The organism is Escherichia sp. WS33 (genome assembly GCF_046486385.1).
Taxonomy (GTDB): Bacteria; Pseudomonadota; Gammaproteobacteria; order Enterobacterales; family Enterobacteriaceae; genus ECMA0423.
In genome coordinates this window covers 21,818-46,632 of record NZ_JBJQLJ010000031.1, presented here as the reverse complement: position 1 = coordinate 46,632, position 24,815 = coordinate 21,818, and the positions used below count along the sequence as shown (strand labels likewise).

Annotated in this window: 34 protein-coding genes and 5 pseudogenes; 36 read left to right on the top strand and 3 right to left on the bottom strand. The window is 51.4% G+C overall.

All coding sequences use genetic code 11. From position 1 onward, the window contains the following. Positions 1-39 precede the first annotated feature (39 nt). From ACJHXA_RS20285 to ACJHXA_RS20260, 6 genes and pseudogenes are all read left to right on the top strand, one after another. Positions 40-245: pseudogene (locus ACJHXA_RS20285) on the top strand (single-stranded DNA-binding protein). Positions 246-270: 25 nt separating this feature from the next. Continuing rightward, positions 271-798 (top strand): single-stranded DNA-binding protein, encoded by a 528-nt coding sequence (locus ACJHXA_RS20280; RefSeq protein WP_000290793.1) that lies wholly within the window; start codon positions 271-273, stop codon positions 796-798. Positions 799-853: 55 nt separating this feature from the next. Continuing rightward, entirely contained in the window at positions 854-1,087 is a 234-nt protein-coding gene (locus ACJHXA_RS20275; RefSeq protein ID WP_000006004.1) for a DUF905 domain-containing protein, read from the top strand. A 58-nt stretch (positions 1,088-1,145) separates the two neighbouring features. Next, positions 1,146-3,104 carry a ParB/RepB/Spo0J family partition protein gene (locus ACJHXA_RS20270; protein WP_001145469.1) on the top strand — a complete coding sequence of 653 codons (1,959 nt, stop codon included), beginning with the start codon at positions 1,146-1,148 and terminating at the stop codon, positions 3,102-3,104. A 54-nt stretch (positions 3,105-3,158) separates the two neighbouring features. Continuing rightward, positions 3,159-3,593 carry a conjugation system SOS inhibitor PsiB gene (psiB, locus tag ACJHXA_RS20265; protein ID WP_000845895.1) on the top strand — a complete coding sequence of 145 codons (435 nt, stop codon included), beginning with the start codon at positions 3,159-3,161 and terminating at the stop codon, positions 3,591-3,593. Then, positions 3,590-4,352 (top strand): annotated as a pseudogene (locus ACJHXA_RS20260) (plasmid SOS inhibition protein A). The gene psiB and the pseudogene ACJHXA_RS20260 overlap by 4 nt, the downstream one beginning before the upstream one ends. Here the strand turns inward: ACJHXA_RS20260 and ACJHXA_RS20255 are convergent. Beyond that, positions 4,321-4,509, bottom strand: a complete 189-nt coding sequence (locus tag ACJHXA_RS20255; RefSeq protein ID WP_001299721.1) for a hypothetical protein — start codon at positions 4,507-4,509, stop codon at positions 4,321-4,323. The pseudogene ACJHXA_RS20260 and the gene ACJHXA_RS20255 sit on opposite strands and share 32 nt — an antisense overlap. A 21-nt stretch (positions 4,510-4,530) precedes the next feature. Between ACJHXA_RS20255 and mok the strand changes: the two are divergent. From mok to ACJHXA_RS20240, 3 genes and pseudogenes are all read left to right on the top strand, one after another. Next, positions 4,531-4,680: pseudogene (gene mok, locus ACJHXA_RS20250) on the top strand (plasmid maintenance protein Mok); the annotation flags it as partial. Beyond that, positions 4,622-4,747, top strand: a complete 126-nt coding sequence (locus ACJHXA_RS20245; protein WP_001372321.1) for a type I toxin-antitoxin system Hok family toxin — start codon at positions 4,622-4,624, stop codon at positions 4,745-4,747. The pseudogene mok and the gene ACJHXA_RS20245, both read left to right, overlap by 59 nt. Positions 4,748-4,966: 219 nt before the next feature. After that, positions 4,967-5,197: a hypothetical protein gene (locus ACJHXA_RS20240; RefSeq protein ID WP_001426396.1), complete on the top strand. Its 231-nt coding sequence runs from the start codon at positions 4,967-4,969 to the stop codon at positions 5,195-5,197. Here ACJHXA_RS20240 and ACJHXA_RS20235 read toward each other — a convergent pair. Beyond that, positions 5,195-5,368, bottom strand: a pseudogene (locus tag ACJHXA_RS20235) (hypothetical protein); the annotation flags it as partial. The gene ACJHXA_RS20240 and the pseudogene ACJHXA_RS20235 sit on opposite strands and share 3 nt — an antisense overlap. A 69-nt stretch (positions 5,369-5,437) precedes the next feature. Between ACJHXA_RS20235 and ACJHXA_RS20230 the strand changes: the two are divergent. From ACJHXA_RS20230 to ACJHXA_RS20220, 3 genes are all read left to right on the top strand, one after another. Next, positions 5,438-5,644, top strand: a complete 207-nt coding sequence (locus tag ACJHXA_RS20230) for a hypothetical protein (RefSeq protein ID WP_000547939.1) — start codon at positions 5,438-5,440, stop codon at positions 5,642-5,644. Between the two features lie 24 nt (positions 5,645-5,668). Then, the gene (locus ACJHXA_RS20225) at positions 5,669-5,956 is read left to right on the top strand and encodes a hypothetical protein (RefSeq protein WP_000107535.1); all 288 of its coding nucleotides are present in this window, start codon (positions 5,669-5,671) and stop codon (positions 5,954-5,956) included. Between the two features lie 121 nt (positions 5,957-6,077). Next, positions 6,078-6,899: a DUF932 domain-containing protein gene (locus tag ACJHXA_RS20220; RefSeq protein ID WP_001234469.1), complete on the top strand. Its 822-nt coding sequence runs from the start codon at positions 6,078-6,080 to the stop codon at positions 6,897-6,899. A gap of 296 nt (positions 6,900-7,195) precedes the next feature. Here ACJHXA_RS20220 and ACJHXA_RS20215 read toward each other — a convergent pair whose 3' ends face one another. Next, a complete protein-coding gene (locus tag ACJHXA_RS20215; protein ID WP_000614936.1) occupies positions 7,196-7,843 on the bottom strand; it encodes a transglycosylase SLT domain-containing protein in 648 nt (215 codons plus the stop codon). Between the two features lie 276 nt (positions 7,844-8,119). On the opposite strand from ACJHXA_RS20215, the gene traM reads away from it, so the two are divergent. The 24 genes and pseudogenes from traM to trbA all read left to right on the top strand — a co-directional run bounded on the left by traM (position 8,120) and on the right by trbA (position 24,753). Next, the gene (gene traM / locus ACJHXA_RS20210; protein WP_000124981.1) at positions 8,120-8,503 is read left to right on the top strand and encodes a conjugal transfer relaxosome DNA-binding protein TraM; all 384 of its coding nucleotides are present in this window, start codon (positions 8,120-8,122) and stop codon (positions 8,501-8,503) included. A gap of 190 nt (positions 8,504-8,693) precedes the next feature. After that, entirely contained in the window at positions 8,694-9,380 is a 687-nt protein-coding gene (locus tag ACJHXA_RS20205) for a PAS domain-containing protein (RefSeq protein ID WP_000332484.1), read from the top strand. A gap of 93 nt (positions 9,381-9,473) precedes the next feature. Continuing rightward, a complete protein-coding gene (gene traY, locus ACJHXA_RS20200; protein ID WP_001254386.1) occupies positions 9,474-9,701 on the top strand; it encodes a conjugal transfer relaxosome protein TraY in 228 nt (75 codons plus the stop codon). A 33-nt stretch (positions 9,702-9,734) separates the two neighbouring features. Then, a complete protein-coding gene (traA, locus tag ACJHXA_RS20195; RefSeq protein WP_000340272.1) occupies positions 9,735-10,094 on the top strand; it encodes a type IV conjugative transfer system pilin TraA in 360 nt (119 codons plus the stop codon). 14 nt (positions 10,095-10,108) lie between these two features. Further along, on the top strand, positions 10,109-10,420 hold the full coding sequence (gene traL, locus ACJHXA_RS20190; RefSeq protein ID WP_000012106.1) for a type IV conjugative transfer system protein TraL: 312 nt from the start codon (positions 10,109-10,111) through the stop codon (positions 10,418-10,420). Between the two features lie 21 nt (positions 10,421-10,441). Further along, positions 10,442-11,008, top strand: a complete 567-nt coding sequence (gene traE / locus ACJHXA_RS20185) for a type IV conjugative transfer system protein TraE (RefSeq protein WP_000399792.1) — start codon at positions 10,442-10,444, stop codon at positions 11,006-11,008. Beyond that, positions 10,995-11,723, top strand: coding sequence for a type-F conjugative transfer system secretin TraK (traK, locus tag ACJHXA_RS20180; protein ID WP_001230787.1), 729 nt, complete (start codon positions 10,995-10,997; stop codon positions 11,721-11,723). The genes traE and traK overlap by 14 nt, the downstream gene beginning before the upstream one ends. Beyond that, positions 11,723-13,150 (top strand): F-type conjugal transfer pilus assembly protein TraB, encoded by a 1,428-nt coding sequence (gene traB / locus ACJHXA_RS20175; RefSeq protein WP_000146685.1) that lies wholly within the window; start codon positions 11,723-11,725, stop codon positions 13,148-13,150. Before traK ends, traB begins: the two co-directional genes overlap by 1 nt. Next, a pseudogene (traP, locus tag ACJHXA_RS20170) lies at positions 13,140-13,722 on the top strand (conjugal transfer pilus-stabilizing protein TraP). The gene traB and the pseudogene traP overlap by 11 nt, the downstream one beginning before the upstream one ends. Then, positions 13,709-14,026, top strand: a complete 318-nt coding sequence (locus tag ACJHXA_RS20165; protein ID WP_001057292.1) for a conjugal transfer protein TrbD — start codon at positions 13,709-13,711, stop codon at positions 14,024-14,026. Before traP ends, ACJHXA_RS20165 begins: the two are co-directional and overlap by 14 nt. Continuing rightward, positions 14,023-14,274: a conjugal transfer protein TrbG gene (gene trbG / locus ACJHXA_RS20160; RefSeq protein ID WP_001038341.1), complete on the top strand. Its 252-nt coding sequence runs from the start codon at positions 14,023-14,025 to the stop codon at positions 14,272-14,274. The genes ACJHXA_RS20165 and trbG overlap by 4 nt, the downstream gene beginning before the upstream one ends. Beyond that, the gene (gene traV / locus ACJHXA_RS20155; RefSeq protein ID WP_000809906.1) at positions 14,271-14,786 is read left to right on the top strand and encodes a type IV conjugative transfer system lipoprotein TraV; all 516 of its coding nucleotides are present in this window, start codon (positions 14,271-14,273) and stop codon (positions 14,784-14,786) included. Before trbG ends, traV begins: the two co-directional genes overlap by 4 nt. Positions 14,787-14,920: 134 nt before the next feature. Next, a complete protein-coding gene (gene traR, locus ACJHXA_RS20150) occupies positions 14,921-15,142 on the top strand; it encodes a conjugal transfer protein TraR (RefSeq protein WP_001278689.1) in 222 nt (73 codons plus the stop codon). Between the two features lie 159 nt (positions 15,143-15,301). Next, positions 15,302-17,929: a type IV secretion system protein TraC gene (gene traC, locus ACJHXA_RS20145; protein ID WP_001064268.1), complete on the top strand. Its 2,628-nt coding sequence runs from the start codon at positions 15,302-15,304 to the stop codon at positions 17,927-17,929. After that, a complete protein-coding gene (gene trbI / locus ACJHXA_RS20140; RefSeq protein WP_000214084.1) occupies positions 17,926-18,312 on the top strand; it encodes a type-F conjugative transfer system protein TrbI in 387 nt (128 codons plus the stop codon). Before traC ends, trbI begins: the two co-directional genes overlap by 4 nt. Then, on the top strand, positions 18,309-18,941 hold the full coding sequence (gene traW / locus ACJHXA_RS20135; protein WP_001203745.1) for a type-F conjugative transfer system protein TraW: 633 nt from the start codon (positions 18,309-18,311) through the stop codon (positions 18,939-18,941). Before trbI ends, traW begins: the two co-directional genes overlap by 4 nt. After that, positions 18,938-19,930: a conjugal transfer pilus assembly protein TraU gene (gene traU / locus ACJHXA_RS20130; protein WP_000830839.1), complete on the top strand. Its 993-nt coding sequence runs from the start codon at positions 18,938-18,940 to the stop codon at positions 19,928-19,930. The genes traW and traU overlap by 4 nt, the downstream gene beginning before the upstream one ends. 25 nt (positions 19,931-19,955) lie before the next feature. Further along, entirely contained in the window at positions 19,956-20,417 is a 462-nt protein-coding gene (locus tag ACJHXA_RS20125; RefSeq protein WP_000277845.1) for a hypothetical protein, read from the top strand. A 29-nt stretch (positions 20,418-20,446) separates the two neighbouring features. Continuing rightward, the gene (locus tag ACJHXA_RS20120) at positions 20,447-20,899 is read left to right on the top strand and encodes a hypothetical protein (protein WP_000069427.1); all 453 of its coding nucleotides are present in this window, start codon (positions 20,447-20,449) and stop codon (positions 20,897-20,899) included. Positions 20,900-20,926: 27 nt separating this feature from the next. After that, positions 20,927-21,565, top strand: coding sequence for a type-F conjugative transfer system pilin assembly protein TrbC (gene trbC, locus ACJHXA_RS20115; protein WP_001104248.1), 639 nt, complete (start codon positions 20,927-20,929; stop codon positions 21,563-21,565). Beyond that, complete coding sequence (traN, locus tag ACJHXA_RS20110) at positions 21,562-23,370, top strand: type-F conjugative transfer system mating-pair stabilization protein TraN (protein WP_000821821.1); 1,809 nt, start codon at positions 21,562-21,564, stop codon at positions 23,368-23,370. Before trbC ends, traN begins: the two co-directional genes overlap by 4 nt. Before the next feature lie 26 nt (positions 23,371-23,396). Further along, positions 23,397-23,654, top strand: coding sequence for a conjugal transfer protein TrbE (locus ACJHXA_RS20105; RefSeq protein WP_000864325.1), 258 nt, complete (start codon positions 23,397-23,399; stop codon positions 23,652-23,654). Continuing rightward, positions 23,647-24,390, top strand: a complete 744-nt coding sequence (gene traF / locus ACJHXA_RS20100) for a type-F conjugative transfer system pilin assembly protein TraF (RefSeq protein ID WP_001030378.1) — start codon at positions 23,647-23,649, stop codon at positions 24,388-24,390. Before ACJHXA_RS20105 ends, traF begins: the two co-directional genes overlap by 8 nt. Before the next feature lie 15 nt (positions 24,391-24,405). After that, positions 24,406-24,753: a conjugal transfer protein TrbA gene (trbA, locus tag ACJHXA_RS20095; RefSeq protein ID WP_001287893.1), complete on the top strand. Its 348-nt coding sequence runs from the start codon at positions 24,406-24,408 to the stop codon at positions 24,751-24,753. Positions 24,754-24,815: the final 62 nt, after the last annotated feature.

The following is a 24,815-nucleotide window of genomic DNA, read 5'->3' as shown; positions in this document are numbered from 1 at the left end:
GATACAGCCACAACCTGCCGCACTGACTGTCCAGGGTAAATGAACAGCCCACAAAATTTTTTACCCAAAACCCGGTAAAAAATTTTGCGTTCTGCCCAGGACAGGTGCGTCAGGCCGTGGCAGTGATGCCCCATGCGGCGAAGGTTCTCAAACAGGTGATGGTGAATACCGGAGGGAACAAAGAGCAGGTCCCCGCAAAACGTCAAAACCGCGGCTCCCGAAACTCAACAGATGATGGGGGCTGAAAACATCAACAGAAGGAGACACATCATGGCAGTTCGTGGCATTAACAAGGTCATTCTTGTCGGTCGTCTGGGAAAAGATCCGGAAGTCCGTTACATCCCAAACGGGGGCGCAGTGGCAAACCTGCAGGTGGCCACGTCAGAAAGCTGGCGCGACAAACAGACGGGGGAGATACGGGAGCAGACAGAATGGCATCGCGTGGTGCTGTTCGGCAAGCTCGCGGAAGTGGCTGGTGAGTATCTGCGCAAGGGCGCGCAGGTCTACATCGAAGGTCAGCTTCGCACCCGTAGCTGGGAGGATAACGGTATCACCCGTTACGTCACCGAAATTCTTGTTAAGACCACGGGCACCATGCAGATGCTGGGACGTGCCGCAGGTACTCAGACTCAGCCGGAAGAGGCGCAACAGTTCAGCGGTCAGCCTCAGCCGGAATCACAGCCGGAACCGAAAAAAGGAGGCGCGAAAACGAAAGGCCGTGGACGTAAGGCCGCGCAGCCGGAGCCTCAGCAGCCGTCTGAACCCGCGTATGACTTCGATGACGACATTCCGTTCTAACGAAAGACAGTGACAACCGCCCCGTCCAGTGCGGGGCATCACCGGAGAGATGAGGATGAGCGAATATTTCAGAATACTTCAGGGACTGCCGGACGGTCCTTTTACCCGCAAACAGGCCGAAGCCGTTGCCGCACAGTACCGGAATGTCTTTATCGAGGATGATCAGGGAACACATTTTCGCCTGGTTGTCCGTCAGGATGGCACGTTGATCTGGCGCTCCTGGAATTTTGAGGACTGTGCCGGGTACTGGATGAACCGGTACATCAGGGATTTCGGGATTCTTAAGTAAGAGAGGTGCCGGACGCGCGAACGTCCGGCAGGACATAAGCAATTATAAGGGGATGATTATGCCTGTAACGAAGTGTGAACCAGAAACCACCCGCAAAGCAAGCCGTAAATCTGTAAAAACGCAGGAAACTGCACTGTCTGCCCTGCTGGCGCAGACGGAGGAAGTGAGCGTGCCGCTGGATTCACTGATTAAATCACCGCTGAATGTGCGCACGGTGCCGTATTCTGCGGAGTCCGTCAGTGAACTGGCTGATTCCATTAAGGGAGTCGGCCTGCTGCAGAATCTGGTTGTTCATGCCCTGCCAGGTGACCGTTACGGTGTCGCCGCAGGTGGTCGCCGACTGGCAGCACTCAACATGCTGGCAGAGCGTGACATCATTCCGGCTGACTGGCCTGTCCGCGTAAAAATTATTCCGCAGGAGCTGGCGACTGCCGCATCAATGACCGAGAACGGTCATCGTCGGGATATGCACCCTGCCGAACAGATTGCCGGATTCCGCGCAATGGCGCAGGAAGGCAAAACACCTGCACACATCGGTGATTTGCTGGGCTATTCACCCCGCCACGTTCAGCGAATGCTGAAACTGGCTGACCTTGCGCCTGTCATCCTCGATGCGCTGGCAGAAGACCGCATCACCACCGAACACTGTCAGGCGCTGGCGCTGGAGAACGACACCGCGCGTCAGGTGCAGGTGTTTGAAGCCGCCTGTCAGTCGGGATGGGGCGGTAAACCGGAAGTACAGACCATTCGTCGTCTGGTGACCGAAAGTGAAGTGGCGGTGGCTGGGAACAGTAAATTCCGCTTCGTGGGGGCTGATGCCTTCTCGCCAGACGAACTGCGCACCGATTTGTTCAGCGATGACGGGGACGGTTATGTCGACCGCGTGGCGCTCGATGCCGCCCTGCTGGAAAAACTCCAGGCTGTCGCTGAACACCTTCGGGAAGCCGAAGGCTGGGAATGGTGCGCCGGGCGCATGGAGCCTGTCGGTGAGTGCCGTGAGGATGCCGGAACATACCGCTGTCTGCCGGAGCCGGAAGCGGTGCTGACGGAGGCGGAAGACGAACGCCTGAACGAACTGATGACGCGTTACGACGCGCTGGAAAACCAGTGTGAGGAATCCGACCTGCTGGAAGCAGAAATGAAGCTGATGCGCTGCATGGCGAAGGTCAGAGCGTGGACGCCGGAGATACGTGCCGGAAGCGGTGTGGTGGTGTCCTGGCGTTATGGCAACGTATGTGTCCAGCGTGGTGTGCAGTTGCGCAGTGAAGATGACGCGACTGACGACGCTGACCGCACGGAACAGGTGCAGGAGAAAGCGTCAGTGGAGGAAATCAGCCTGCCGTTGCTGACGAAAATGTCCTCAGAGCGCACGCTGGCAGTCCAGGCGGCACTCATGCAGCAGCCGGACAAATCTCTGGCACTGCTGGCATGGACGCTCTGCCTGAATGTGTTTGGCAGCGGGGCGTACAGTAAACCAGCACAAATCAGCCTGGAATGTGAACATTATTCGCTGACCAGCGATGCGCCATCGGGGAAGGAAGGTGCCGCATTCATGGCGCTGATGGCAGAAAAATCCCGTCTTGCAGCCCTGCTGCCGGAGGGATGGTCACGGGACATGACGACATTCCTGTCCCTCAGTCAGGAGGTGCTGTTATCCCTGCTCAGTTTCTGCACCGCATGCAGCCTTAACGGTGTCCAGACCCGTGAGTGTGGTCACACGTCACGCAGTCCGCTTGACTCGCTGGAAAGCGCTATCGGATTCCACATGCGCGACTGGTGGCAGCCGACAAAAGCAAACTTCTTCGGACACCTGAAAAAGCCGCAGATTATCGCAGCCCTGAATGAGGCCGGACTGTCCGGTGCCGCACGGGACGCGGAGAAGATGAAGAAAGGTGATGCGGCTGAACATGCAGAGCACCATATGAAAGACAACCGCTGGGTTCCAGGCTGGATGTGTGCACCACATCCACAGACAGATGCCACTGAACGCACCGATAACCTGGCTGATGCCGCCTGATGAACAACCACACCGCCCCGCCGGAGACGGGGCGGCAGCAAGGGAGATACCGTGATGAAAACTGAACTGACCCTGAATGCCCTGCAGTCCATGAACGCACAGGAATATGAAGATATCCGTGCTGCGGGAAGCGATATGCGCCGTAATCTCACTCACGAGGTGATGCGTGAAGTGGACGCACCGGCTAACTGGATGATTAATGGCGAGTATGGCAGTGAGTTCGGGGGCTTTTTCCCCGTCCAGGTTCGTTTCACGCCAGCCCACGAACGTTTCCACCTGGCATTATGTTCGCCGGGAGACGTCTCTCAGGTCTGGGTGCTGGTTCTGGTGAATGCCGGTGGTGAGCCGTTTGCGGTGGTTCAGGTGCAGCGGCGGTTTGCACCGGAAGCTGTCAGCCATTCACTGGCACTGGCGGCGTCACTGGATGCGCAGGGGTACAGCGTTAACGACATCATTCATATCCTGATGGCGGAAGGAGGTCAGGCATGAGCGCACGTTCACAGGCACTGGTTCCTCTCAGCACAGAGCAACAGGCCGCATGGCGGGCGGTGGCGGAGACCGAAAAACGCCGCCATCAGGGTAACACGCTGGCTGAATATCCGTATGCGTGTGCGTTTTTCCGCTGTCTGAACGGAAGCCGCAGGATATCGCTGTCTGACCTGCGATTTTTCATGCCGTCCCTGACCGCAGAAGAACTGCACGGCAACCGTCTTCAGTGGCTGTATGCCATCGATGTGCTGATTGAAACACAGGGCGAGGTCTGCCTCCTTCCCCTTCCCGGTGATGCAGCAGAGCGCTTGTTCCCGTCGGTGCGGTTTCGTGTCAGGGAACGCAGTCGCCATAAATCCGCGCTGGTCATGCAGAAGTACAGCCGCCAGCAGGCGAGGGAGGCAGAGCAGAAAGCCCGTGCGTACCAGGCGCTGGTCGCTCAGGCTGAAATCGAACTGGCATTCCATTCGCCGGAAACAGTCGGAAGCTGGCATGCACGCTGGAGTGACCGGGTGGCAGAGCATGACCTGGAAACCCTGTTCTGGCAGTGGGGCGAGCGTTTTCCGTCACTGGCCGGAATGGAACGCTGGCAGTGGCAGGATATGCCGTTCTGGCAGGTTATTGCGGAAGCCAGTCTTGCAGCAAGAGAGGCCGGTCACGCTGTCCGTGAGATGGAGCGGTGGATGGTGCCGAACAAACTCCGGGAGGCAGCGTGATGCGGCAACAATCACACGGATTTCCCGTGAACGGTCTGAATGAGCGGATTATTTTCAGGGAAAGTGAGTGTGGTCAGCGTGCAGGTATATGGGCTATGATGTGCCCGGCGCTTGAGGCTTTCTGCCTCATGACGTGAAGGTGGTTTGTTGCCGTGTTGTGTGGCAGAAAGAAGATAGCCCCGTAGTAAGTTAATTTTCATTAACCACCACGAGGCATCCCTATGTCTAGTCCACATCAGGATAGCCTCTTACCGCGCTTTGCGCAAGGAGAAGAAGGCCATGAAACTACCACGAAGTTCCCTTGTCTGGTGTGTGTTGATCGTGTGTCTCACACTGTTGATATTCACTTATCTGACACGAAAATCGCTGTGCGAGATTCGTTACAGAGACGGACACAGGGAGGTGGCGGCTTTCATGGCTTACGAATCCGGTAAGTAGCAACCTGGAGGCGGGCGCAGGCCCGCCTTTTCAGGACTGATGCTGGTCTGACTACTGAAGCGCCTTTATAAAGGGGCTGCTGGTTCGCCGGTAGCCCCTTTCTCCTTGCTGATGTTGTACGGGCATGAACAACCTGACTTCAGGAAGGTCGTTTCCCTTCAGGAACGGGGATGAACGCGCGCCTGCGGCGCCCGTTCTTTTCCCCCGCCTTCTCTGGTTATGGCCTGTCAGAAATCACATCACCTTCCCTGTGATTATTCTCTTTTTCTTCCTGCTCTGATTCTGACTACTGCAGTGTTGTCCTGTCTGCCGGGCGCACCTTCGGCTCCCGGCTGCCTGGCGGCATCCGGTCGTCAGGCCCGACTCCGACAGGCAGCTGCTGGCGCACCTGCCAGTCTCCGCCGAACCCGCTGGCGCGGTTTCGGGCTGTCGCTACGGTCCGATGCGTGAAAACCCCGGGCTTGCAGCGACCGTTCCGGTCGCGCCGCCTCTGTCGCGCCGTGGCCTGCGCTCCAGGCATCCCAGCAAAAGGCCGCAGGGATGTAAGGCGCAACGCAGTTTCGCAAACCGCGCTTCACGTCGTTGCGGCGGGTCCCTGCCCGTTGTTGTGTCCGCTGCCATTCACCTGTTTAAGCCCCTGTCGCCGGGGGCATAGACAGCCACAACCGTCTCCGCCAGTCCAGGGGTGAAATGCACATCCCGCCAAACTTTTTGCCCAGAAGCAGGCAAAAACTTTTGCGGTCTGCCCCCGGACAGTCGTTTCCGGCCGTGGCAGTGATGCCCCTTGCGGCGAAGGTTCTCAAACAGGTGATGGTTAATACCGGAGGGAACAAAGAGCAGGTCCCCGCAAAACGTCAAAACCGCGGCTCCCGAAACTCAACAGATGATGGGGGCTGAAAACCAGAGAGAGGAGAAAGCAGGATGAGTACCCGAAATATCCACGTTAACACCGCGTCGTACACGCTTCTTGTTGCCGGGAAGAAAAAAAACACCGGGGAAGAGTGGGACGTCCTGGAATTCAGCAGCCTGACTGAGCTGAAAAAATATCGCAAAAGCCACCCGGAAAAGATGGCCTTCAGTTATAGCTACGCGCTCAGTCAGGGTGTGGATAAGCAGTTCCGCCATATCAACATTGCGGAAGCCGATCACTTCAAACAGTTCCTGCGTCAGATTAAGCGTGCCGGCCTCGATATCCGGGCGATCTGCTGACCGGATGTGATGAATATCTCTCCTGATTGTTGCAATCTTGTTAATGGAGATCGGGGGGGGGGATGATATTAAGCGGAAAAATTTTTTATTAAATTTATTCTTTCATAAAGGAGTAGCTGTTATGCGATTAGCTTCCCGTTTTGGTCGGTATAATTCCATCCGCCGTGAACGTCCTTTAACGGATGATGAATTAATGCAGTTCGTGCCTTCGGTATTTTCCGGTGATAAACATGAGTCCCGGAGTGAACGTTATACGTATATTCCAACAATCAATATCATCAATAAGTTACGTGATGAAGGTTTCCAGCCATTCTTTGCCTGTCAGAGTCGGGTTCGTGATTTGGGACGTCGCGAATACAGTAAACATATGTTACGTCTTCGCAGGGAAGGGCATATTAACGGACAGGAAGTTCCTGAAATTATCCTGCTTAATTCACATGATGGTTCATCCAGTTATCAGATGATCCCCGGAATTTTTCGTTTTGTCTGCACAAATGGCCTGGTGTGCGGAAATAATTTTGGCGAAATCCGCGTTCCACATAAAGGTGATATTGTCGGGCAGGTTATCGAGGGAGCGTATGAAGTGCTCGGTGTCTTTGATAAGGTCACTGATAATATGGAGGCGATGAAAGAAATTCATCTTAACAGTGACGAGCAACATTTATTTGGCAGAGCTGCACTGATGGTCAGGTATGAAGATGAAAATAAAACGCCAGTGACACCTGAACAGATAATTACTCCCCGTCGTCGGGAAGACAAACAGAACGATCTCTGGACAACCTGGCAGCGGGTTCAGGAGAATATGATAAAAGGTGGATTATCGGGGCGAAGTGCCTCCGGGAAAAATACCAGGACAAGAGCCATTACAGGTATTGATGGTGATATAAGAATCAACAAGGCGTTATGGGTGATTGCCGAACAGTTCAGAAAGTGGAAGTCATGATAATATAAGTAAAGCCCCGAAAAAATTTTCGGGGCTTTACTTATATTATCATTTTTCGGCATTGCTGTGTCGTCTGATATACCTCAATTTCATCGACCGGCTTTCCGGTTGTCTGTAAATATTGTGCCCGCGAAAAATGGTCTGGCAGGAGGCTGCGCAGTTACCGGGTATATATAAGATGGGTTCCCGCTTCGCGGGGCTTCGGCCAGTCAGTATTGTCACTCATATGATATTTTTGTGTGTGGCCTTCCATGCTGCTTTTGCGGCATAACCGGTATCTGACAATGTCTGTAAGATTAATTATTCTGCACGCTGTTAATTTCCGGAAGTGATTTCTTCGTGGCCGGAAGCCGGATACCTTTACTGCTTTTTATCCCGGTATAAATCCGGTAAACCTCTGATGCGTAGGCAAGACGTCTCTGGTTCTGGCGTTCGGATTTCCTGAATCCTGCATTGTATGCACCAACGGCCTCCCAGGTGACGCCCCATTTTTTAAATGCTATTGCCAGATAATAAGCACCGGTATAAATGTTCATGCAGGGATCTGTTGTCAGATGTTCTGGCTTAATTCCGTAGCGGGCCAGTTCGTTAAAATGCTGGGAATCTACCTGCATCAGTCCGCTGCCATATCCCGTTACCGGATTAATACCGATGGCATTAACCCGGTAACGGGATTCTTTCCATGATATTGCTCTCAGTAAATCAGGATCTATTTTGTAATCCCGGCCTGCAAGATCAAAGCAATCAGTGGCCTGGCAGATCTCATTTATAAACATCAGGCAGATGGCTAACATCCATTTTTTCATTTTTCCACCTCTGGTGACTTTATCCGTAAATAATTTAACCCACTCCACAAAAAGGCTCAACAGGTTGGTGGTTCTCACCACCAAAAGCACCACACCCCACGCAAAAACAAGTTTTTGCTGATTTGCTTTTTGAATCATTAGCTTATGTTTTAAATAATGTATTTTAATTTATTTTACATTATTAAATAGGGTCGTTGACGACCCTATGGCGACCCTATGGCGACCCTTGTTAGGGTCAGTACTGACAAATTTTATGAAAAACATTTGGATATATTAGGGCCGCCCCTAGCAGCGCCGTGCGTTTTTTTATAGTATGACCCTAGGGGCGCTGCTAGGGGTGCTCTTCTTTTTTCAGACCAAACTATGAGTAAATGAAATAAAACACTTATTTCAGAATATAAAAGGTACTGTCTTATGGCCAGAGTAAATCTGTATATCAGTAATGAGGTTCATGAAAAAATTAACATGATTGTTGAAAAGCGTCGTCAGGAGGGAGCAAGAGATAAAGATATAAGCCTTTCAGGAACTGCTTCAATGCTTCTTGAATTGGGGCTTCGCGTATATGATGCACAGATGGAGCGTAAAGAGTCTGCGTTTAACCAGACAGAGTTTAATAAACTTCTTCTTGAATGTGTTGTAAAAACACAGTCAACGGTGGCAAAGATTTTAGGTATTGAGTCTCTCAGTCCTCATGTCTCCGGAAACCCGAAGTTTGAATATGCCAGTATGGTTGACGATATCAGAGAGAAAGTGTCTGTTGAGATGGACCGGTTTTTTCCAAAAAATGATGATGAATAAATGAAAATGAAGTTTGAGTTGGTTCAAATATAAGAATTTTTATGATTCAAAAAGATGACAATACGTCAGATAATTAGTATATTAATTACGTGGTTAATGCCACGTTAAAAATTGAAACTGAAAATCGCCGATGCAGGGAGTTCAGACCTCCCTGCATCGACTGTCCATAGAATCCTTAACGGAGGTTCCTATGTGTGCGCTGGATCGTAGAGAAAGGCCACTTAACAGTCAATCTGTAAATAAATACATCCTTAACGTTCAGAATATCTACAGAAATTCTCCCGTTCCGGTTTGTGTCCGTAACAAAAACCGGAAAATCCTTTATGCCAATGGGGCTTTTATTGAACTCTTTTCCAGAGAAGATAAACCCTTATCCGGAGAGAGTTATATACGTCTGCAGGTTGAAATTTTTCTTTCATCACTTGAACTGGAATGCCAGGCTCTTGGACATGGCTCTGCATTTTGTCGTCGTTTTAATTTTCATGGCGAAATCTATCAGATAAGGATGGAGAATGTTTCTTTTTATAATGACGAATCTGTTGTTTTATGGCAAATTAATCCGTTTCCTGATTATCCATTTTTTGCGTTAAATCAGAGTGGAAGTAATACAAATACTTCTGACAAATTAACGATATGGAATGATCTTTCCCCCGGGACATTGCTTGTTTTCTCTTTTTATATGCTGGGTGTTGGTCATGCAACAATTGCCAGAGAATTGGGTATTACAGACAGAGCATCTGAGGATCGAATTAAACCAGTTAAACGGAAAATAAAAGAATTTTTTGAACACTTTGATTTATTCAGAGTGTCATGTATCTATAAAGGGGAAATAGATTCGCTATTAAATATAATTCGTGAATTTTATAGCGTTAAGTAAATGTTAAATAAGACACGCCAATTTTGGCGTGTTTTTTTTCGTCGGTTTCTGTGCAATCATAATTTTATTAGTCGGGAAACAGAGGTGAATTGAGTGAGGAGGCGTAACGCGAGAGGCGGTATAAGCAGAACGGTCTCGGTGTATCTCGATGAAGATACAAATAACCGACTTATTAAGGCCAAAGATCGTAGTGGAAGAAGTAAAACGATAGAAGTCCAGATCCGTCTCAGAGATCATCTGAAACGATTTCCTGATTTCTATAACGAAGAAATATTCAGGGAGGTGACCGAAGAGAGCGAGTCAACATTTAAAGAACTTTAGTTTTTATCTATCAATATTAAACAGAGGAATCATATGGACGCCGTTTTAAGTGTTCAGGGTGCTTCTGCGCCCGTCAAAAAGAAGTCGTTTTTTTCTAAATTCACTCGTCTGAATATGCTTCGCCTGGCTCGCGCTGTGATCCCGGCTGCTGTTCTGATGATGTTCTTCCCGCAACTGGCAATGGCAGCACAGGGCCAGGACCTGATGGCAAGCGGTAACACCACGGTTAAGGCGACCTTCGGTAAGGACTCCAGTGTTGTTAAATGGGTTGTTCTGGCTGAAGTTCTGGTCGGTGCTGTCATGTACATGATGACCAAAAACGTCAAGTTCCTGGCCGGTTTTGCCATCATCTCTGTATTTATTGCTGTGGGTATGGCCGTCGTTGGCCTCTGACAGGAAATAAAACGATGTCGGGAGACGAGAATAAACTTAAGAAATATCGTTTCCCGGAAACACTGACCAACCAGAGCCGCTGGTTTGGCCTGCCACTGGATGAACTGATCCCCGCAGCAATCTGTATTGGCTGGGGTATCACAACATCGAAATATCTGTTCGGTATTGGTGCAGCGGTTCTGGTTTATTTCGGGATTAAAAAACTGAAAAAAGGGCGGGGCAGTTCCTGGTTACGTGACCTGATTTACTGGTATATGCCAACAGCCCTGCTGCGCGGTATTTTTCATAATGTTCCCGATTCGTGTTTCCGGCAGTGGATTAAATAGAACTGATACCAGGATTGTTATATGGAACACGGTGCCCGTTTAAGTACCAGTCGTGTAATGGCCATCGCCTTTATATTTATGTCAGTGCTTATTGTTCTCAGCCTCTCTGTTAACGTCATTCAGGGGGTGAATAACTACCGTCTTCAGAATGAGCAACGCACTGCCGTGACGCCAATGGCATTTAATGCCCCCTTTGCCGTGTCACAGAACAGTGCCGACGCCTCTTATTTACAGCAGATGGCGCTGTCATTTATTGCCCTCCGTCTGAATGTTTCATCAGAAACCGTCGATGCCTCACATCAGGCGCTTCTGCAATATATCCGCCCGGGCGCACAGAACCAGATGAAAGTTATTCTGGCTGAAGAAGCGAAGCGTATTAAAAACGATAACGTGAACTCAGCCTTTTTCCAGACCAGTGTTCGTGTCTGGCCTCAGTATGGCCGTGTGGAAATTCGAGGTGTGCTTAAAACCTGGATTGGTGATTCAAAACCTTTCACTGATATCAAACATTACATCCTTATTCTGAAGCGGGAAAACGGGGTGACCTGGCTGGATAATTTCGGGGAAACAGACGATGAGAAAAAATAATACGGCAATAATATTCGGCAGCCTGTTTTTTTCCTGCAGCGTGATGGCCGCAAACGGTACGCTGGCCCCCACCGTGGTGCCAATGGTGAACGGTGGTCAGGCCAGTATTGCCATCAGCAATACCAGCCCGAATCTGTTTACCGTTCCCGGTGACCGGATTATCGCCGTGAACAGTCTGGATGGTGCCCTGACCAATAATGAGCAGACCGCCTCCGGCGGTGTGGTGGTTGCCACCGTCAACAAAAAGCCCTTTACGTTCATTCTGGAAACAGAACGTGGTCTGAATCTTTCCATTCAGGCCGTTCCCCGTGAAGGCGCGGGGCGTACCATTCAGCTGGTCAGTGACCTGCGCGGAACCGGAGAAGAAGCCGGTGCGTGGGAAACGTCCACGCCTTACGAATCCCTGCTTGTGACCATCAGCCAGGCCGTCCGTGGCGGAAAATTACCCGCAGGCTGGTATCAGGTCCCAGTGACAAAGGAAACCCTGCAGGCCCCGGCGGGGCTGTCTTCAGTGGCAGATGCCGTATGGACGGGGAATCACCTGAAGATGGTCCGCTTTGCCGTGGAAAATAAAACGCTGTCTGCCCTGAATATCCGGGAAAGTGACTTCTGGCAGCCGGGAACCCGTGCCGTGATGTTCAGCCAGCCTGCCAGCCAGTTACTGGCAGGTGCGCGCATGGATGTGTATGTCATCCGTGACGGGGAGGGCAACTGATGGCCAGTATCAATACCATTGTGAAACGCAAGCAGTACCTGTGGCTGGGGATTGTGGTTGTCGGTACAGCCTCCGCGATTGGTGGGGCACTGTATCTGTCTGATGTGGACATGTCCGGTAACGGTGAAACCGTGGCTGAACAGGAGCCTGTGCCGGATATGACCGGTGTGGTGGATACGACCTTTGATGACAAGGTGCGTCAGCATGCCACCACCGAGATGCAGGTGACGGCAGCGCAGATGCAGAAGCAGTATGAGGAAATCCGTCGTGAGCTGGATGTTCTGAACAAACAGCGCGGTGATGACCAGCGTCGTATTGAAAAGCTGGGACAGGACAATGCCGCCCTGGCAGAGCAGGTAAAAGCCCTGGGTGCTAATCCCGTCACGGCGACCGGTGAGCCTGTACCGCAGATGCCTGCCTCACCGCCCGGCCCGGAAGGCGAACCACAGCCAGGAAACACCCCCGTATCCTTCCCGCCGCAGGGCAGCGTTGCTGTTCCACCGCCGACGGCGTTTTATCCCGGGAATGGTGTCACGCCACCACCACAGGTGACGTACCAGTCTGTGCCGGTGCCTAACCGGATACAGCGTAAGGTGTTTACCCGTAATGAGGGAAAACAGGGACCATCACTGCCGTACATTCCGTCAGGAAGTTTTGCGAAAGCCATGCTGATTGAAGGGGCGGATGCCAATGCCTCTGTCACCGGTAATGAATCCACGGTGCCGATGCAGCTGCGTATCACCGGCCTGGTGGAAATGCCGAACAGCAAGACGTATGACGCAACGGGATGTTTTGTGGGTCTGGAAGCCTGGGGGGATGTGTCCAGTGAGCGTGCCATTGTACGCACCCGCAATATCAGTTGCCTGAAGGACGGCAAAACTATTGATATGCCGATTAAGGGGCATGTCAGCTTCCGGGGTAAAAACGGTATCAAGGGCGAAGTGGTGATGCGTAACGGCAAAATCCTCGGCTGGGCATGGGGCGCGGGATTTGTTGACGGTATCGGTCAGGGAATGGAGCGCGCCTCCCAGCCGGCTGTCGGGCTGGGTGCCACAGCCGCTTACGGGGCTGGTGATGTCCTGAAAATGGGTATCGGTGGCGGCGCATCGAAAGCCGCACAGACGCTCAGTGACTACTACATCAAACGTGCCGAACAGTATCACCCGGTGATACCGATTGGTGCGGGCAACGAAGTGACCGTGGTGTTCCAGGACGGCTTCCAGCTGAAAACCGTGGAAGAGATGGCGCTGGAACGCACGCAGAGCAGAGCGGAAGAAGACAATCCGGAAAGTCCGGTTCCTGTTCCGCCATCGGCTGAAAGTCATCTTAACGGCTTTAATACTGACCAGATGCTGAAGCAGCTGGGCAACCTGAATCCGCAGCAGTTTATGTCCGGCAGCCAGGGAGGGGGCAACGATGGCAAATAATATGTCGTCCCGTCAGGCGTGCCATGCCGCCCGGTATGTTGTCGCCCGGGTTCTGCGAGGACTGTTCTGGTGTCTGAAGTACACCGTCATTCTGCCACTGGCCACAATGGCCCTGATGGCTCTGTTTGTTTTATGGAAGGACAACACCACGCCGGGGAAATTACTGGTTAAGGAGATTAACTTCGTAAGACAAACAGCACCTGCCGGACAGTTTCCTGTAAGAGAATGTTTGCCTTCTCTGCATGATCTTCCAGGAGCAGAAGAGAAAATCTGCCGTTACCGTGCTGCTGATGCTGCAGATTATGTCAGGGAGACTGACCGGTCACTGATGCAACTGGTCACCGCATTCTGGGCAACGCTGGCACTTATGTATATGTCGTTTGCGGCAGGCACCGGGAAATATCCGGTGCGACCCGGAAAAATGAAATGTGTCCGTGTGGCAACAGCAGATGAGCGTCTGAAGGAAGTTCTTGCAGAAGACACTTCCCTGCCGGGAAAAATCAGGGAATGCCATGTTTATTTCCCCGATGACAGAACAATCAGAAACAACGGAGAAAAATGAACATGCGTAATATTAATGTTATTACAGCCCTTTCTGTGCCGGGTAAAACCGTGTCAGATGATTTTATGCATGCTGTTCTCAGTAACTGCACCACAAGAATCGTCCTTCCTGCACCGAAGGAATTCAGTTCTGAATCATTGCCGCACAATTTTAATATGGCTGCTGTCGGTGTGATGAAGGAGGGAATGTCGATGCGTTTATTTTCTTCTCCGGGGCATATTGTGGTTGCCGGACAATCCGGTGGCGGAAAATCTGTTCCGGTGAAAGAACTAATCGACAGAATTATTCAGAAATATAAGGAACCCATTCGATGAATAAGCTGGTTTCTGATGGCAGCGTCAAAAAAATAAATTATCCGGTGCTGTATGAGTCCGGAATAACACCTCCGTTATGTGAAGTCAGTGCACCAGAGCCTGATGCGGGTGGGAAACGCATTGTGGCATATGTTTATAAATCATCACGGAATACGGTTTTTGAAAATCCTGACATTGTAAAAACCTGTACGGTCAGGGATTTGAAGAATGATTTTGTGAACTGCGATGAGAAAGGTGAGGGACAGTGAAACAGATTTCTTTATTTATTCCTCTGCTGGGGACCTTATTACTTTCCGGCTGTGCCGGAACCAGTACGGAATTTGAGTGTAACGCCACCACATCCGATACCTGTATGACGATGGAGCAGGCCAATGAGAAGGCCAAAAAACTGGAGCAGTCCTCAGAAGCAAAGCCGGTTGCGGCATCACTGCCGCGCCTGGCTGAAGGGAACTTCCGGACAATGCCGGTGCAGACCGTCACCGCGACCACTCCGTCCGGCAGCAGACCTGCGGTGACAGCACATCCGGAGCAGAAACTGCTGGCACCTCGCCCGCTGTTTACCGCTGCCCGGGAAGTGAAAACGGTTGTTCCGGTCAGTTCAGTTACGCCGGTAACACCTCCTCGTCCGCTAAGAACGGGTGAGCAGACGGCAGCATTATGGATAGCGCCTTATATTGATAACCAGGATGTTTATCATCAGCCATCCAGCGTGTTTTTTGTTATTAAACCGTCTGCGTGGGGAAAACCACGTATTAATTAACTGGCCCTGAAGTTGTATATCAGCCGGCAATGCCGGCGGGCTTTCTGTATTCAAAATCTGCCTGTAAAACGAGTGCCCTGTGCGTGAAAAGGGATGGGCGGTAGCGTGTCAGAACATGTCGGGAGGAATATTCCGTGAGTGATGAAGCCGATGAAGCATATTCAGTGACAGAACAACTGACCATGACAGGAATAAACCGGATACGCCAGAAAATAAATGCTCATGGTATTCCTGTTTATCTCTGTGAAGCATGCGGAAATCCTATTCCGGAAGCCCGGCGGAAAATATTTCCCGGTGTGACGTTGTGCGTTGAATGTCAGGCGTATCAGGAAAGACAGAGAAAACATTATGCATAAGTCAGTCGCAGAACATAGTGATTTAACTCCGGATGAACATGAGTGGATATTCAGAAAACAGAAATCTTTGTATATGCGCCGGGAAATGGCGCGTTAATTACAGGTATTCCCTTCATGGCTACCGCATTTCTCGCTTTATTTTTCAACTAAGGAATTCATGTGAATAACCCACTTGAGGCCGTCACTCAGGCGGTTAACTCCCTCGTCACAGCACTGAAACTGCCTGACGAATCCGCAAAGGCCAATGAAGTTCTGGGCGAAATGAGCTTCCCGCAGTTCAGCCGTCTGCTGCCGTACCGTGATTACAACCAGGAATCCGGTCTGTTCATGAATGACACCACGATGGGCTTTATGCTGGAAGCCATTCCCATCAATGGGGCGAATGAGTCCATTGTGGAGGCGCTCGACCACATGCTGCGCACCAAACTGCCGCGCGGAGTGCCGTTCTGCATCCATCTGATGTCCAGTCAGCTTGTTGGTGACAGGATTGAATACGGGCTGCGTGAGTTCTCCTGGTCAGGTGAACAGGCTGAACGGTTTAACGCCATTACCCGTGCCTATTATATGAACGCGGCAGCGACACAGTTTCCGCTGCCGGAGGGAATGAATCTGCCCCTGACCCTGCGCCATTACCGGGTGTTTATCTCGTACTGTTCTCCCTCGAAGAAAAAAAGCCGGGCCGACATTCTGGAAATGGAAAACCTGGTGAAAATCATCCGGGCGTCGTTACAGGGGGCCAGTATCACCACACAGGCGGTGGATGCACAGGCCTTTATCGATATTGTCGGGGAGATGATTAACCATAACCCGGACTCCCTGTATCCGAAAAGACGTCAGCTGGACCCGTATTCTGATCTGAATTATCAGTGTGTGGAGGACAGTTTTGACCTGAAAGTCCGGGCGGATTACCTGACGCTGGGCCTGCGTGAGAACGGCAGGAACAGCACGGCCCGCATCCTGAATTTCCATCTGGCCCGTAACCCGGAAATCGCCTTCCTGTGGAACATGGCCGACAACTACAGCAACCTGCTGAACCCGGAACTGTCCATCTCCTGTCCGTTCATCCTGACGCTGACTCTGGTGGTGGAAGACCAGGTGAAAACTCACAGCGAAGCCAACCTGAAGTACATGGACCTGGAGAAAAAGTCGAAGACCTCCTATGCCAAATGGTTTCCGTCCGTGGAGAAAGAGGCGAAGGAGTGGGGGGAACTGCGTCAGCGGCTGGGCTCCGGTCAGTCCTCTGTCGTGTCCTACTTCCTCAACATCACAGCATTCTGCAAGGACAATAATGAAACGGCGCTGGAAGTGGAGCAGGACATCCTGAACAGCTTCCGTAAAAACGGTTTTGAGCTGATTTCACCGCGCTTTAACCACATGCGCAATTTCCTGACCTGTCTGCCCTTTATGGCCGGGAAAGGGTTGTTTAAACAGCTGAAAGAGGCCGGAGTGGTACAGCGCGCAGAGAGCTTTAATGTGGCCAACCTGATGCCGTTAGTGGCGGATAACCCCCTGACACCGGCAGGTCTGCTGGCACCCACCTACCGTAACCAGCTGGCGTTTATCGATATTTTCTTCCGGGGGATGAATAACACCAACTACAACATGGCGGTCTGTGGCACCTCCGGGGCCGGTAAAACCGGGCTGATACAGCCACTTATCCGCAGCGTGCTGGACTCCGGGGGCTTTGCCGTGGTGTTCGACATGGGGGATGGCTACAAGTCCCTGTGTGAGAACATGGGGGGCGTATATCTGGACGGTGAAACCCTGCGTTTTAACCCGTTTGCGAACATCACCGATATTGACCAGTCAGCGGAGCGTGTCCGCGACCAGTTGTCGGTGATGGCCAGCCCCAACGGTAACCTGGATGAAGTGCATGAAGGTCTGCTGCTGCAGGCGGTCAGGGCCTCCTGGCTGGCTAAAAAGAATAAGGCGCGCATCGATGATGTGGTGGATTTCCTGAAAAACGCCCGTGATAACGACCAGTATGTAGAGTCACCGACTATCCGCAGCCGTCTGGACGAAATGATTGTGCTGCTTGACCAGTACACTGCCAACGGCACTTATGGCCAGTATTTCAACTCCGATGAGCCGTCCCTGCGGGATGATGCGAAAATGGTGGTGCTGGAGCTGGGCGGACTGGAAGACCGTCCGTCCCTGCTGGTTGCGGTGATGTTCAGCCTTATCATTTACATTGAGAACCGGATGTACCGCACGCCGCGTAACCTCAAGAAACTGAACGTCATTGATGAAGGCTGGCGTCTGCTGGACTTCAAAAATCACAAGGTCGGTGAATTTATTGAGAAAGGTTACCGTACCGCCCGCCGTCATACCGGTGCCTATATCACCATCACACAGAACATCGTCGACTTTGACTCTGACAAGGCCTCCAGTGCTGCCCGCGCGGCATGGGGTAACTCCTCCTACAAAATTATCCTCAAACAGAGTGCGAAGGAGTTCGCGAAATACAACCAGCTGTATCCGGACCAGTTCCTGCCACTGCAGCGCGACATGATTGGTAAGTTTGGTGCAGCCAAAGACCAGTGGTTCAGTTCCTTCCTGCTGCAGGTGGAAAACCATTCCTCCTGGCACCGTCTGTTTGTGGACCCGTTAAGCCGCGCCATGTACAGCTCTGACGGCCCGGATTTTGAGTTTGTGCAGCAGAAACGTAAAGAGGGGCTGAGTATTCATGAGGCGGTGTGGCAGCTGGCGTGGAAGAAGTCAGGGCCGGAGATGGCTTCGCTGGAAGCCTGGCTGGAAGAACATGAGAAATACAGGAGTGTTGCATGACCACAACGCAAAAAACGACTGATGTTACAGCCCCCCGACGCAGCCACTGGTGGTGGACAGTGCCGGGATGCCTGGCAATGGTGTTACTGAACGCAGCCGTCAGTTACGGCATTGTCAGACTGAACGCACCGGTGACTGCCGCCTTCAACATGAAACAGACTGTGGATGCATTTTTTGACAGCGCCAGTCAGAAACAACTGTCAGAAGCACAGTCAAAAGCTCTTTCAGCGCGTTTTAACACGGCACTGGAAGCCAGCCTGCAGGCGTGGCAGCAGAAACACCACGCGGTCATTCTGGTGTCGCCTGCCGTGGTACAGGGAGCGCCGGATATCACCCGGGAAATCCAGCAGGATATTGCCCGGCGAATGAGGGCGGAACCATGAGATGCCGGGGGCTGATTGCCCTGCTGGTATGGGGGCAGAGTGTGGCCGCCGCCGATCTTGGCACCTGGGGCGATCTGTGGCCGGTAAAGGAGCCGGACATGCTGACGGTGATCATGCAGCGCCTGACGGCACTGGAGCAGTCCGGTGAGATGGGCCGGAAAATGGATGCCTTTAAGGAGCGGGTGATCCGCAACAGTCTGCGGCCCCCTGCCGTGCCCGGTATCGGACGCACGGAGAAATACAGCAGCCGGTTGTTTGACCCGTCCGTCAGACTGGCGGCGGATATCCGGGATAACGAAGGGCGGGTGTTTGCCCGTCAGGGTGAAGTGATGAATCCGCTGCAGTATGTTCCTTTTAACCAGACGCTGTATTTCATCAATGGCGATGATCCGGCGCAGGTGGCCTGGATGAAACGCCAGACGCCGCCCACACTGGAGAGCAAAATTATCCTCGTGCAGGGCAGTATCCCGGAGATGCAGAAGTCTCTGGACAGCCGTGTTTACTTTGACCAGAACGGTGTGCTCTGCCAGCGCCTCGGCATTGATCAGGTCCCGGCACGGGTGAGCGCCGTTCCCGGCGATCGCTTCCTGAAGGTGGAATTTATTCCGGCAGAGGAGGGCAGAAAATGAAGCGAAGCCTGTGGCTGCTGATGTTATTCCTTCTCGCCGGTCATGTCCCTGCAGCGTCTGCGGATTCTGCCTGTGAGGGGCGTTTTGTAAACCCGATCACGGATATCTGCTGGAGCTGTATTTTCCCGCTCTCGCTGGGCAGTATCAAAGTCAGTCAGGGTAAGGTCCCCGACACGGCGAACCCGTCGATGCCCATTCAGATTTGTCCGGCACCGCCGCCGCTGTTCAGGCGTATCGGGCTGGCCATTGGTTACTGGGAGCCGATGGCGCTGACGGACGTCACCCGATCACCGGGATGCATGGTTAACCTGGGCTTCAGCCTGCCGGCTTTTGGTAAAACGGCACAGGGAACGGCGAAAAAGGATGAGAAGCAGGTGAACGGGGCGTTCTATCACGTTCACTGGTACAAATACCCGCTGACGTACTGGCTTAACATCATCACATCGCTGGGCTGTCTGGAAGGTGGTGACCTGGATATCGCTTATCTTTCTGAAATCGACCCCACCTGGACGGACAGCAGCCTGACCACCATTCTCAATCCGGAAGCTGTCATCTTTGCCAATCCGATAGCACAGGGGGCCTGTGCAGCAGATGCCATTGCCAGCGCCTTTAATATGCCTCTCGATGTTCTGTTCTGGTGTGCCGGTTCGCAGGGCAGTATGTACCCGTTCAATGGCTGGGTGAGTAATGAGTCCAGTCCGTTGCAGTCCTCCCTGCTGGTCAGTGAACGCATGGCGTTCAAGCTGCACCGTCAGGGCATGATTATGGAAACCATCGGGAAAAATAACGCCGTCTGTAATGAATATCCGTCCCCAATCCTGCCCAAAGAACGCTGGCGTTACCAGATGGTGAATATGTACCCGGACAGCGGACAGTGCCATCCGTTCGGGCGCAGTGTGACCCGCTGGGAAACCGGGAAAAATCCGCCCAATACAAAGAAAAACTTCGGCTACCTGATGTGGCGTAAACGTAACTGTGTCTTCCTGTAAAACTACTAATTCTGAAGGATTTTTTATGTATAAACAGGCAACAGAATTAATGCTGAACTTTAAAGACCGCATTCTGATTAAGGGGGAAGAAGATACCGGCAAGTCAACTCTCCTGACTGAAATAAGAATCAGTGATAGTGATTCCCGGTATTACAACTTTAAAACTCTTAACTCTGCGGGGTACAACCGGCTTTGTGATGAAAATATTGATAATTTTGATTTTCTGAATACACCTGAAAAGACGTTAATCCTTGATGGAGTCAGGCTGTGTGAAAAGAAAATGACATCAAAAGTTATCAGGTTAATTAAACAGGCCAGAAAATATCATAAACGCCTGGTTGTGGTTGCAGACTCATGTGAGTCTGAGTTTATCGAACTGTTGTTTGATGGTGTTATTGCATTGTCCTTCAATTCTGACAGAGAAAGGAGTTGCAATGTTTATACGCCATCAAGGCATCGTAATACAGATAATATTTATGCCAGGTAAATGTGTAAACAAAAACAGAGGAGGGTGTAATGAGTAATAATATAAAATATGGCTCCAGAATACTTGATATGGGTGTTCTGCTGGAGATGAAAGCGCTTGTGAATGCAAATGGTGGTGTGTCACGGTGCATTATGGAGTGTCGGCAGCTTGCCTGTGAGGTCCGTCATTCGCAACAATTACTGGATAAGCTGTCATGTATTGACGACTGGTTGTGCCGGTTTTCCTCAATAATGTATCACCGTTTTGATAAAGAACAGATTCAGTGGCGGGAGGATGTGGACAGGGATTATCCCAGAGAAAAAGTTTATATTTTCAGTCCCGATAATGTCTCCGTCCATAATAATGATATTAAAGACTCTGCCAATAACACATCAGGAATAACCGTGTCGATTACAGCCAGTAAAATATGCGCAGGTCAGAAAGAGTTTGATGCTTTTTTAAAACTGGCAGAAAAATTGAGAGAAAACCCTACGGGTAATTAAATTGTAACAATGCCATCAGGATATATCATGAACTGGAAAACATTTGCGCTTTTTGCCCTGACTGCAGGAATGCATATCACTGTTCATGCCTCAGACAATGTGAACACTCCTGAAAACCGCCAGTTCCTGAAGCAGCAGGAAAATTTAAGCAGACAACTGCGTGAAAAACCTGACCATCAGCTGAAGGCCTGGGCGGAGAAACAGGTGCTGGAGAACCCCCTTCAGCGTTCAGATAACCATTTCCTGGATGAGCTGGTTCGTAAACAGCAGGCTTCGCAGGACGGGAAACCCCGGCAGGGGGCCCTGTATTTTGTGTCGTTTTCCATTCCCGAAGAGGGGCTGAAACGGATGCTGGGCGAAACCCGGCACTACGGTATACCCGCCACACTGCGGGGCATGGTGAACAATGACCTGAAGACCACCGCTGAAGCCGTGCTGTCCCTGGTGAAAGACGGCGCGACTGATGGTGTTCAGATCGACCCGACGCTGTTTTCACAGTACGGCATTCGCAGTGTACCGGCACTGGTGGTGTTCTGTAGTCAGGGATACGACATCATCCGGGGAAACCTGCGGGTCGGCCAGGCGCTGGAGAAAGTGGCCGCCACGGGTGACTGCCGGCAGGTGGCTCATGATTTACTGGCAGGGAAAGGAGATTCCGGGAAATGAAACGTATTTTACCTCTGATACTGGCTCTGGTTGCCGGCATGGCACTGGCTGACAGCAACAGTGATTACCGGGCCGGCTCTGATTTTGCTCACCAGATCAAAGGACAGGGAAGCAGCAGTATTCAGGGCTTTAAGCCACAGGAGAGTATCCCCGGCTATAACGCGAATCCGGACGAGACAAAATACTACGGTGGCGTGACTGCCGGCGGGGATGGCGGCCTGAAAAATGACGGCACCACGGAATGGGCGACCGGTGAAACCGGAAAAACCATCACAGAGTCATTCATGAACAAGCCGAAAGACATTCTTTCACCGGATGCACCGTTTATCCAGACCGGCAGGGATGTGGTGAACCGGGCTGACAGCATTGTGGGAAACACCGGGCAGCAGTGCAGTGCGCAGGAGATTAGCCGGAGTGAATACACGAATTACACCTGTGAGCGGGATTTACAGGTGGAGCAGTACTGCACACGAACTGCCCGTATGGAGCTGCAGGGGAGTACCACATGGGAAACCCGGACGCTGGAGTATGAAATGAGTCAGCTACCTGCACGTGAAGTGAATGGTCAGTATGTTGTCTCCATTACCTCTCCCGTTACCGGTGAAATTGTCGATGCGCATTACAGCTGGAGTCGTACTTACCTGCAGAAGAGTGTACCTATGACAATTACAGTACTGGGAACCCCACTGAGCTGGAATGCCAAATACTCAGCAGATGCCTCATTTACACCAGTACAGAAAACACTGACTGCCGGTGTTGCTTTTACGTCATCTCACCCCGTCCGGGTCGGGAATACAAAATTCAGACGTCATACGGCAATGAAGCTGCGTCTGGTTGTCAGGGTAAAAAAAGCCTCGTACACCCCGTATGTTGTCTGGTCTGAAAGCTGCCCGTTCAGCAAGGAGCTGGGGAAACTGACAAAAACAGAATGTACGGAGGCTGGCGGGAACAGGACGCTGGTGAAAGACGGTCAGTCATACAGCATGTACCAGAGCTGCTGGGCATACCGGGACACGTATGTCACACAGTCAGCAGACAAGGGAACCTGTCAGACCTACACCGACAATCCTGCCTGTACCCTGGTGTCACACCAGTGCGCCTTTTACTCCGAAGAAGGTGCCTGTCTGCATGAATATGCCACGTACTCCTGTGAGTCAAAAACATCCGGGAAAGTGATGGTCTGTGGGGGAGACGTCTTCTGTCTCGATGGCGAATGCGATAAGGCTCAGAGCGGGAAGAGTAATGATTTTGCCGAAGCCGTTTCTCAGCTGGCGGCACTGGCCGCAGCAGGTAAGGATGTTGCGGCGCTGAACGGGGTGGATGTCCGTGCTTTCACCGGTCAGGCGAAATTTTGTAAGAAGGCTGCAGCCGGATACAGCAACTGCTGTAAGGACAGCGGCTGGGGACAGGATATCGGGCTGGCCAAATGCAGCAGTGATGAAAAAGCCCTGGCTAAAGCAAAATCAAACAAACTGACCGTCAGTGTCGGAGAGTTCTGTTCGAAGAAAGTGCTGGGTGTCTGCCTGGAGAAAAAACGCAGTTACTGTCAGTTTGATTCGAAGCTGGCGCAGATAGTCCAGCAGCAGGGGCGCAACGGACAGCTGCGTATCAGTTTTGGCAGTGCGAAGCATCCTGACTGTCGGGGGATTACGGTTGATGAGCTGCAGAAAATTCAGTTCGACAGACTGGATTTCACTAACTTCTACGAAGACCTGATGAATAACCAGAAAATCCCGGACAGTGGTGTTCTGACGCAGAAAGTGAAAGAGCAGATTGCTGACCAGCTGAAACAGGCAGGACAGTAAGGTAGGGAAAATAACCGGGGAAAATGATGAAAGTCATATTCACGTCGAACCGTTTTATTGATTTTCTTATCCGGCTTTTGATTACAGCGATTGTCATTTCCCCGGTAATTATCTGGTCGTGGGATACGGTAAAAGAAACCACTGCAGGTGAGATACTTGCTGCTGCTTTCGTTATTTTTTACTCCGGTGTGCTCCTGTTTATTCTGTATTTTTGTTTTTCTGCCCTGACTGACCTGCAGAAACCTGATGAAAGAAAAAGTGATGAAAGGAATGAAGATGAATAAAGCATTACTGCCACTGTTACTCTGCTGCTTTATTTTTCCGGCGTCAGGAAAAGATGCAGGCTGGCAGTGGTATAACGAGAAAATAAATCCGAAGGAAAAAGAAAATAAACCTGTACCTGCAGCCCCCCGTCAGGAACCGGATATTATGCAGAAACTGGCCGCACTGCAGACGGCAACAAAGCGGGCGCTGTACGAAGCCATTCTGTATCCCGGCGTGGATAATTTTGTGAAATATTTCCGGCTGCAAAATTACTGGACTCAGCAGGCCGGGCTTTTCACCATGAGCGCCAGAAAGGCCATGCTGGCACATCCTGAACTGGACTATAACCTGCAGTACAGCCATTACAACGGCACGGTACGGAACCAGCTGGCAGCAGACCAGGCGCAGCAGCGACAGGCCATTGCGAAACTGGCTGAACACTACGGCATCATGTTTTTTTACCGGGGGCAGGACCCCATCGACGGGCAGCTGGCGCAGGTCATTAATGGCTTCCGGGATACCTATGGTCTGAGTGTTATTCCCGTTTCCGTGGATGGCGTGATTAATCCGCTGTTGCCGGATTCCCGGACTGACCAGGGGCAGGCGCAGCGCCTCGGCGTGAAATATTTCCCGGCCATGATGCTGGTTGACCCGAAACAGGGCAGTGTTCGCCCGTTATCATACGGCTTTATTTCGCAGGACGACCTGGCAAAACAATTCCTGAACGTTTCTGAAGATTTTAAACCCAATTTTTAATCGCGGATTTGATTTATGAGTGAAGATTATTTGAAACTGTTTACAGGTGTTGTTCTGTTAATATTTGTCATTATTGCCGGTTATTTCTTTTCTGAGCGTAATGACAGGAAAATGTTTCTCCTGAGCTCACTGGTTTTCCTTGTTATTAATATCGCGTGTTTATATGTGCTGACTGCCAGTCTCTGGTTTCTGTGTGGTGCAATTATGAATCAGGGCGCAGCAATGGTTGTTCCAATGGTTATTGGCTCATTACCGAACGTTACGAGCTTCGACGGGTTCAGAAGAATATTTATCTGTATTATGTTGTCATCAGTATGGTCCGGAGTGATGTGGTTTTTTATAAGGGGGCTTATGACAGGCTAAGTCATATAAAACGGTAATAAAAACCATACAAAATAATGAGGTTGATCTGATTAATATCACAC

Coding starts and splice junctions, on each gene's coding strand:
- ACJHXA_RS20280 (WP_000290793.1), top strand. CDS start 271: ATGGCAGTTCGTGGCATTAACAAGGTCATTCTTGTCGGTCGTCTGGGA.
- ACJHXA_RS20275 (WP_000006004.1), top strand. CDS start 854: ATGAGCGAATATTTCAGAATACTTCAGGGACTGCCGGACGGTCCTTTT.
- ACJHXA_RS20270 (WP_001145469.1), top strand. CDS start 1,146: ATGCCTGTAACGAAGTGTGAACCAGAAACCACCCGCAAAGCAAGCCGT.
- psiB (WP_000845895.1), top strand. CDS start 3,159: ATGAAAACTGAACTGACCCTGAATGCCCTGCAGTCCATGAACGCACAG.
- ACJHXA_RS20255 (WP_001299721.1), bottom strand. CDS start 4,509: ATGAAAATTAACTTACTACGGGGCTATCTTCTTTCTGCCACACAACAC.
- ACJHXA_RS20240 (WP_001426396.1), top strand. CDS start 4,967: ATGGCCTGTCAGAAATCACATCACCTTCCCTGTGATTATTCTCTTTTT.
- ACJHXA_RS20230 (WP_000547939.1), top strand. CDS start 5,438: ATGCACATCCCGCCAAACTTTTTGCCCAGAAGCAGGCAAAAACTTTTG.
- ACJHXA_RS20225 (WP_000107535.1), top strand. CDS start 5,669: ATGAGTACCCGAAATATCCACGTTAACACCGCGTCGTACACGCTTCTT.
- ACJHXA_RS20220 (WP_001234469.1), top strand. CDS start 6,078: ATGCGATTAGCTTCCCGTTTTGGTCGGTATAATTCCATCCGCCGTGAA.
- ACJHXA_RS20215 (WP_000614936.1), bottom strand. CDS start 7,843: ATGATTCAAAAAGCAAATCAGCAAAAACTTGTTTTTGCGTGGGGTGTG.
- traM (WP_000124981.1), top strand. CDS start 8,120: ATGGCCAGAGTAAATCTGTATATCAGTAATGAGGTTCATGAAAAAATT.
- ACJHXA_RS20205 (WP_000332484.1), top strand. CDS start 8,694: ATGTGTGCGCTGGATCGTAGAGAAAGGCCACTTAACAGTCAATCTGTA.
- traA (WP_000340272.1), top strand. CDS start 9,735: ATGGACGCCGTTTTAAGTGTTCAGGGTGCTTCTGCGCCCGTCAAAAAG.
- traL (WP_000012106.1), top strand. CDS start 10,109: ATGTCGGGAGACGAGAATAAACTTAAGAAATATCGTTTCCCGGAAACA.
- traE (WP_000399792.1), top strand. CDS start 10,442: ATGGAACACGGTGCCCGTTTAAGTACCAGTCGTGTAATGGCCATCGCC.
- traK (WP_001230787.1), top strand. CDS start 10,995: ATGAGAAAAAATAATACGGCAATAATATTCGGCAGCCTGTTTTTTTCC.
- traB (WP_000146685.1), top strand. CDS start 11,723: ATGGCCAGTATCAATACCATTGTGAAACGCAAGCAGTACCTGTGGCTG.
- ACJHXA_RS20165 (WP_001057292.1), top strand. CDS start 13,709: ATGAACATGCGTAATATTAATGTTATTACAGCCCTTTCTGTGCCGGGT.
- trbG (WP_001038341.1), top strand. CDS start 14,023: ATGAATAAGCTGGTTTCTGATGGCAGCGTCAAAAAAATAAATTATCCG.
- trbI (WP_000214084.1), top strand. CDS start 17,926: ATGACCACAACGCAAAAAACGACTGATGTTACAGCCCCCCGACGCAGC.
- traW (WP_001203745.1), top strand. CDS start 18,309: ATGAGATGCCGGGGGCTGATTGCCCTGCTGGTATGGGGGCAGAGTGTG.
- traU (WP_000830839.1), top strand. CDS start 18,938: ATGAAGCGAAGCCTGTGGCTGCTGATGTTATTCCTTCTCGCCGGTCAT.
- ACJHXA_RS20125 (WP_000277845.1), top strand. CDS start 19,956: ATGTATAAACAGGCAACAGAATTAATGCTGAACTTTAAAGACCGCATT.
- ACJHXA_RS20120 (WP_000069427.1), top strand. CDS start 20,447: ATGAGTAATAATATAAAATATGGCTCCAGAATACTTGATATGGGTGTT.
- trbC (WP_001104248.1), top strand. CDS start 20,927: ATGAACTGGAAAACATTTGCGCTTTTTGCCCTGACTGCAGGAATGCAT.
- traN (WP_000821821.1), top strand. CDS start 21,562: ATGAAACGTATTTTACCTCTGATACTGGCTCTGGTTGCCGGCATGGCA.
- ACJHXA_RS20105 (WP_000864325.1), top strand. CDS start 23,397: ATGAAAGTCATATTCACGTCGAACCGTTTTATTGATTTTCTTATCCGG.
- traF (WP_001030378.1), top strand. CDS start 23,647: ATGAATAAAGCATTACTGCCACTGTTACTCTGCTGCTTTATTTTTCCG.
- trbA (WP_001287893.1), top strand. CDS start 24,406: ATGAGTGAAGATTATTTGAAACTGTTTACAGGTGTTGTTCTGTTAATA.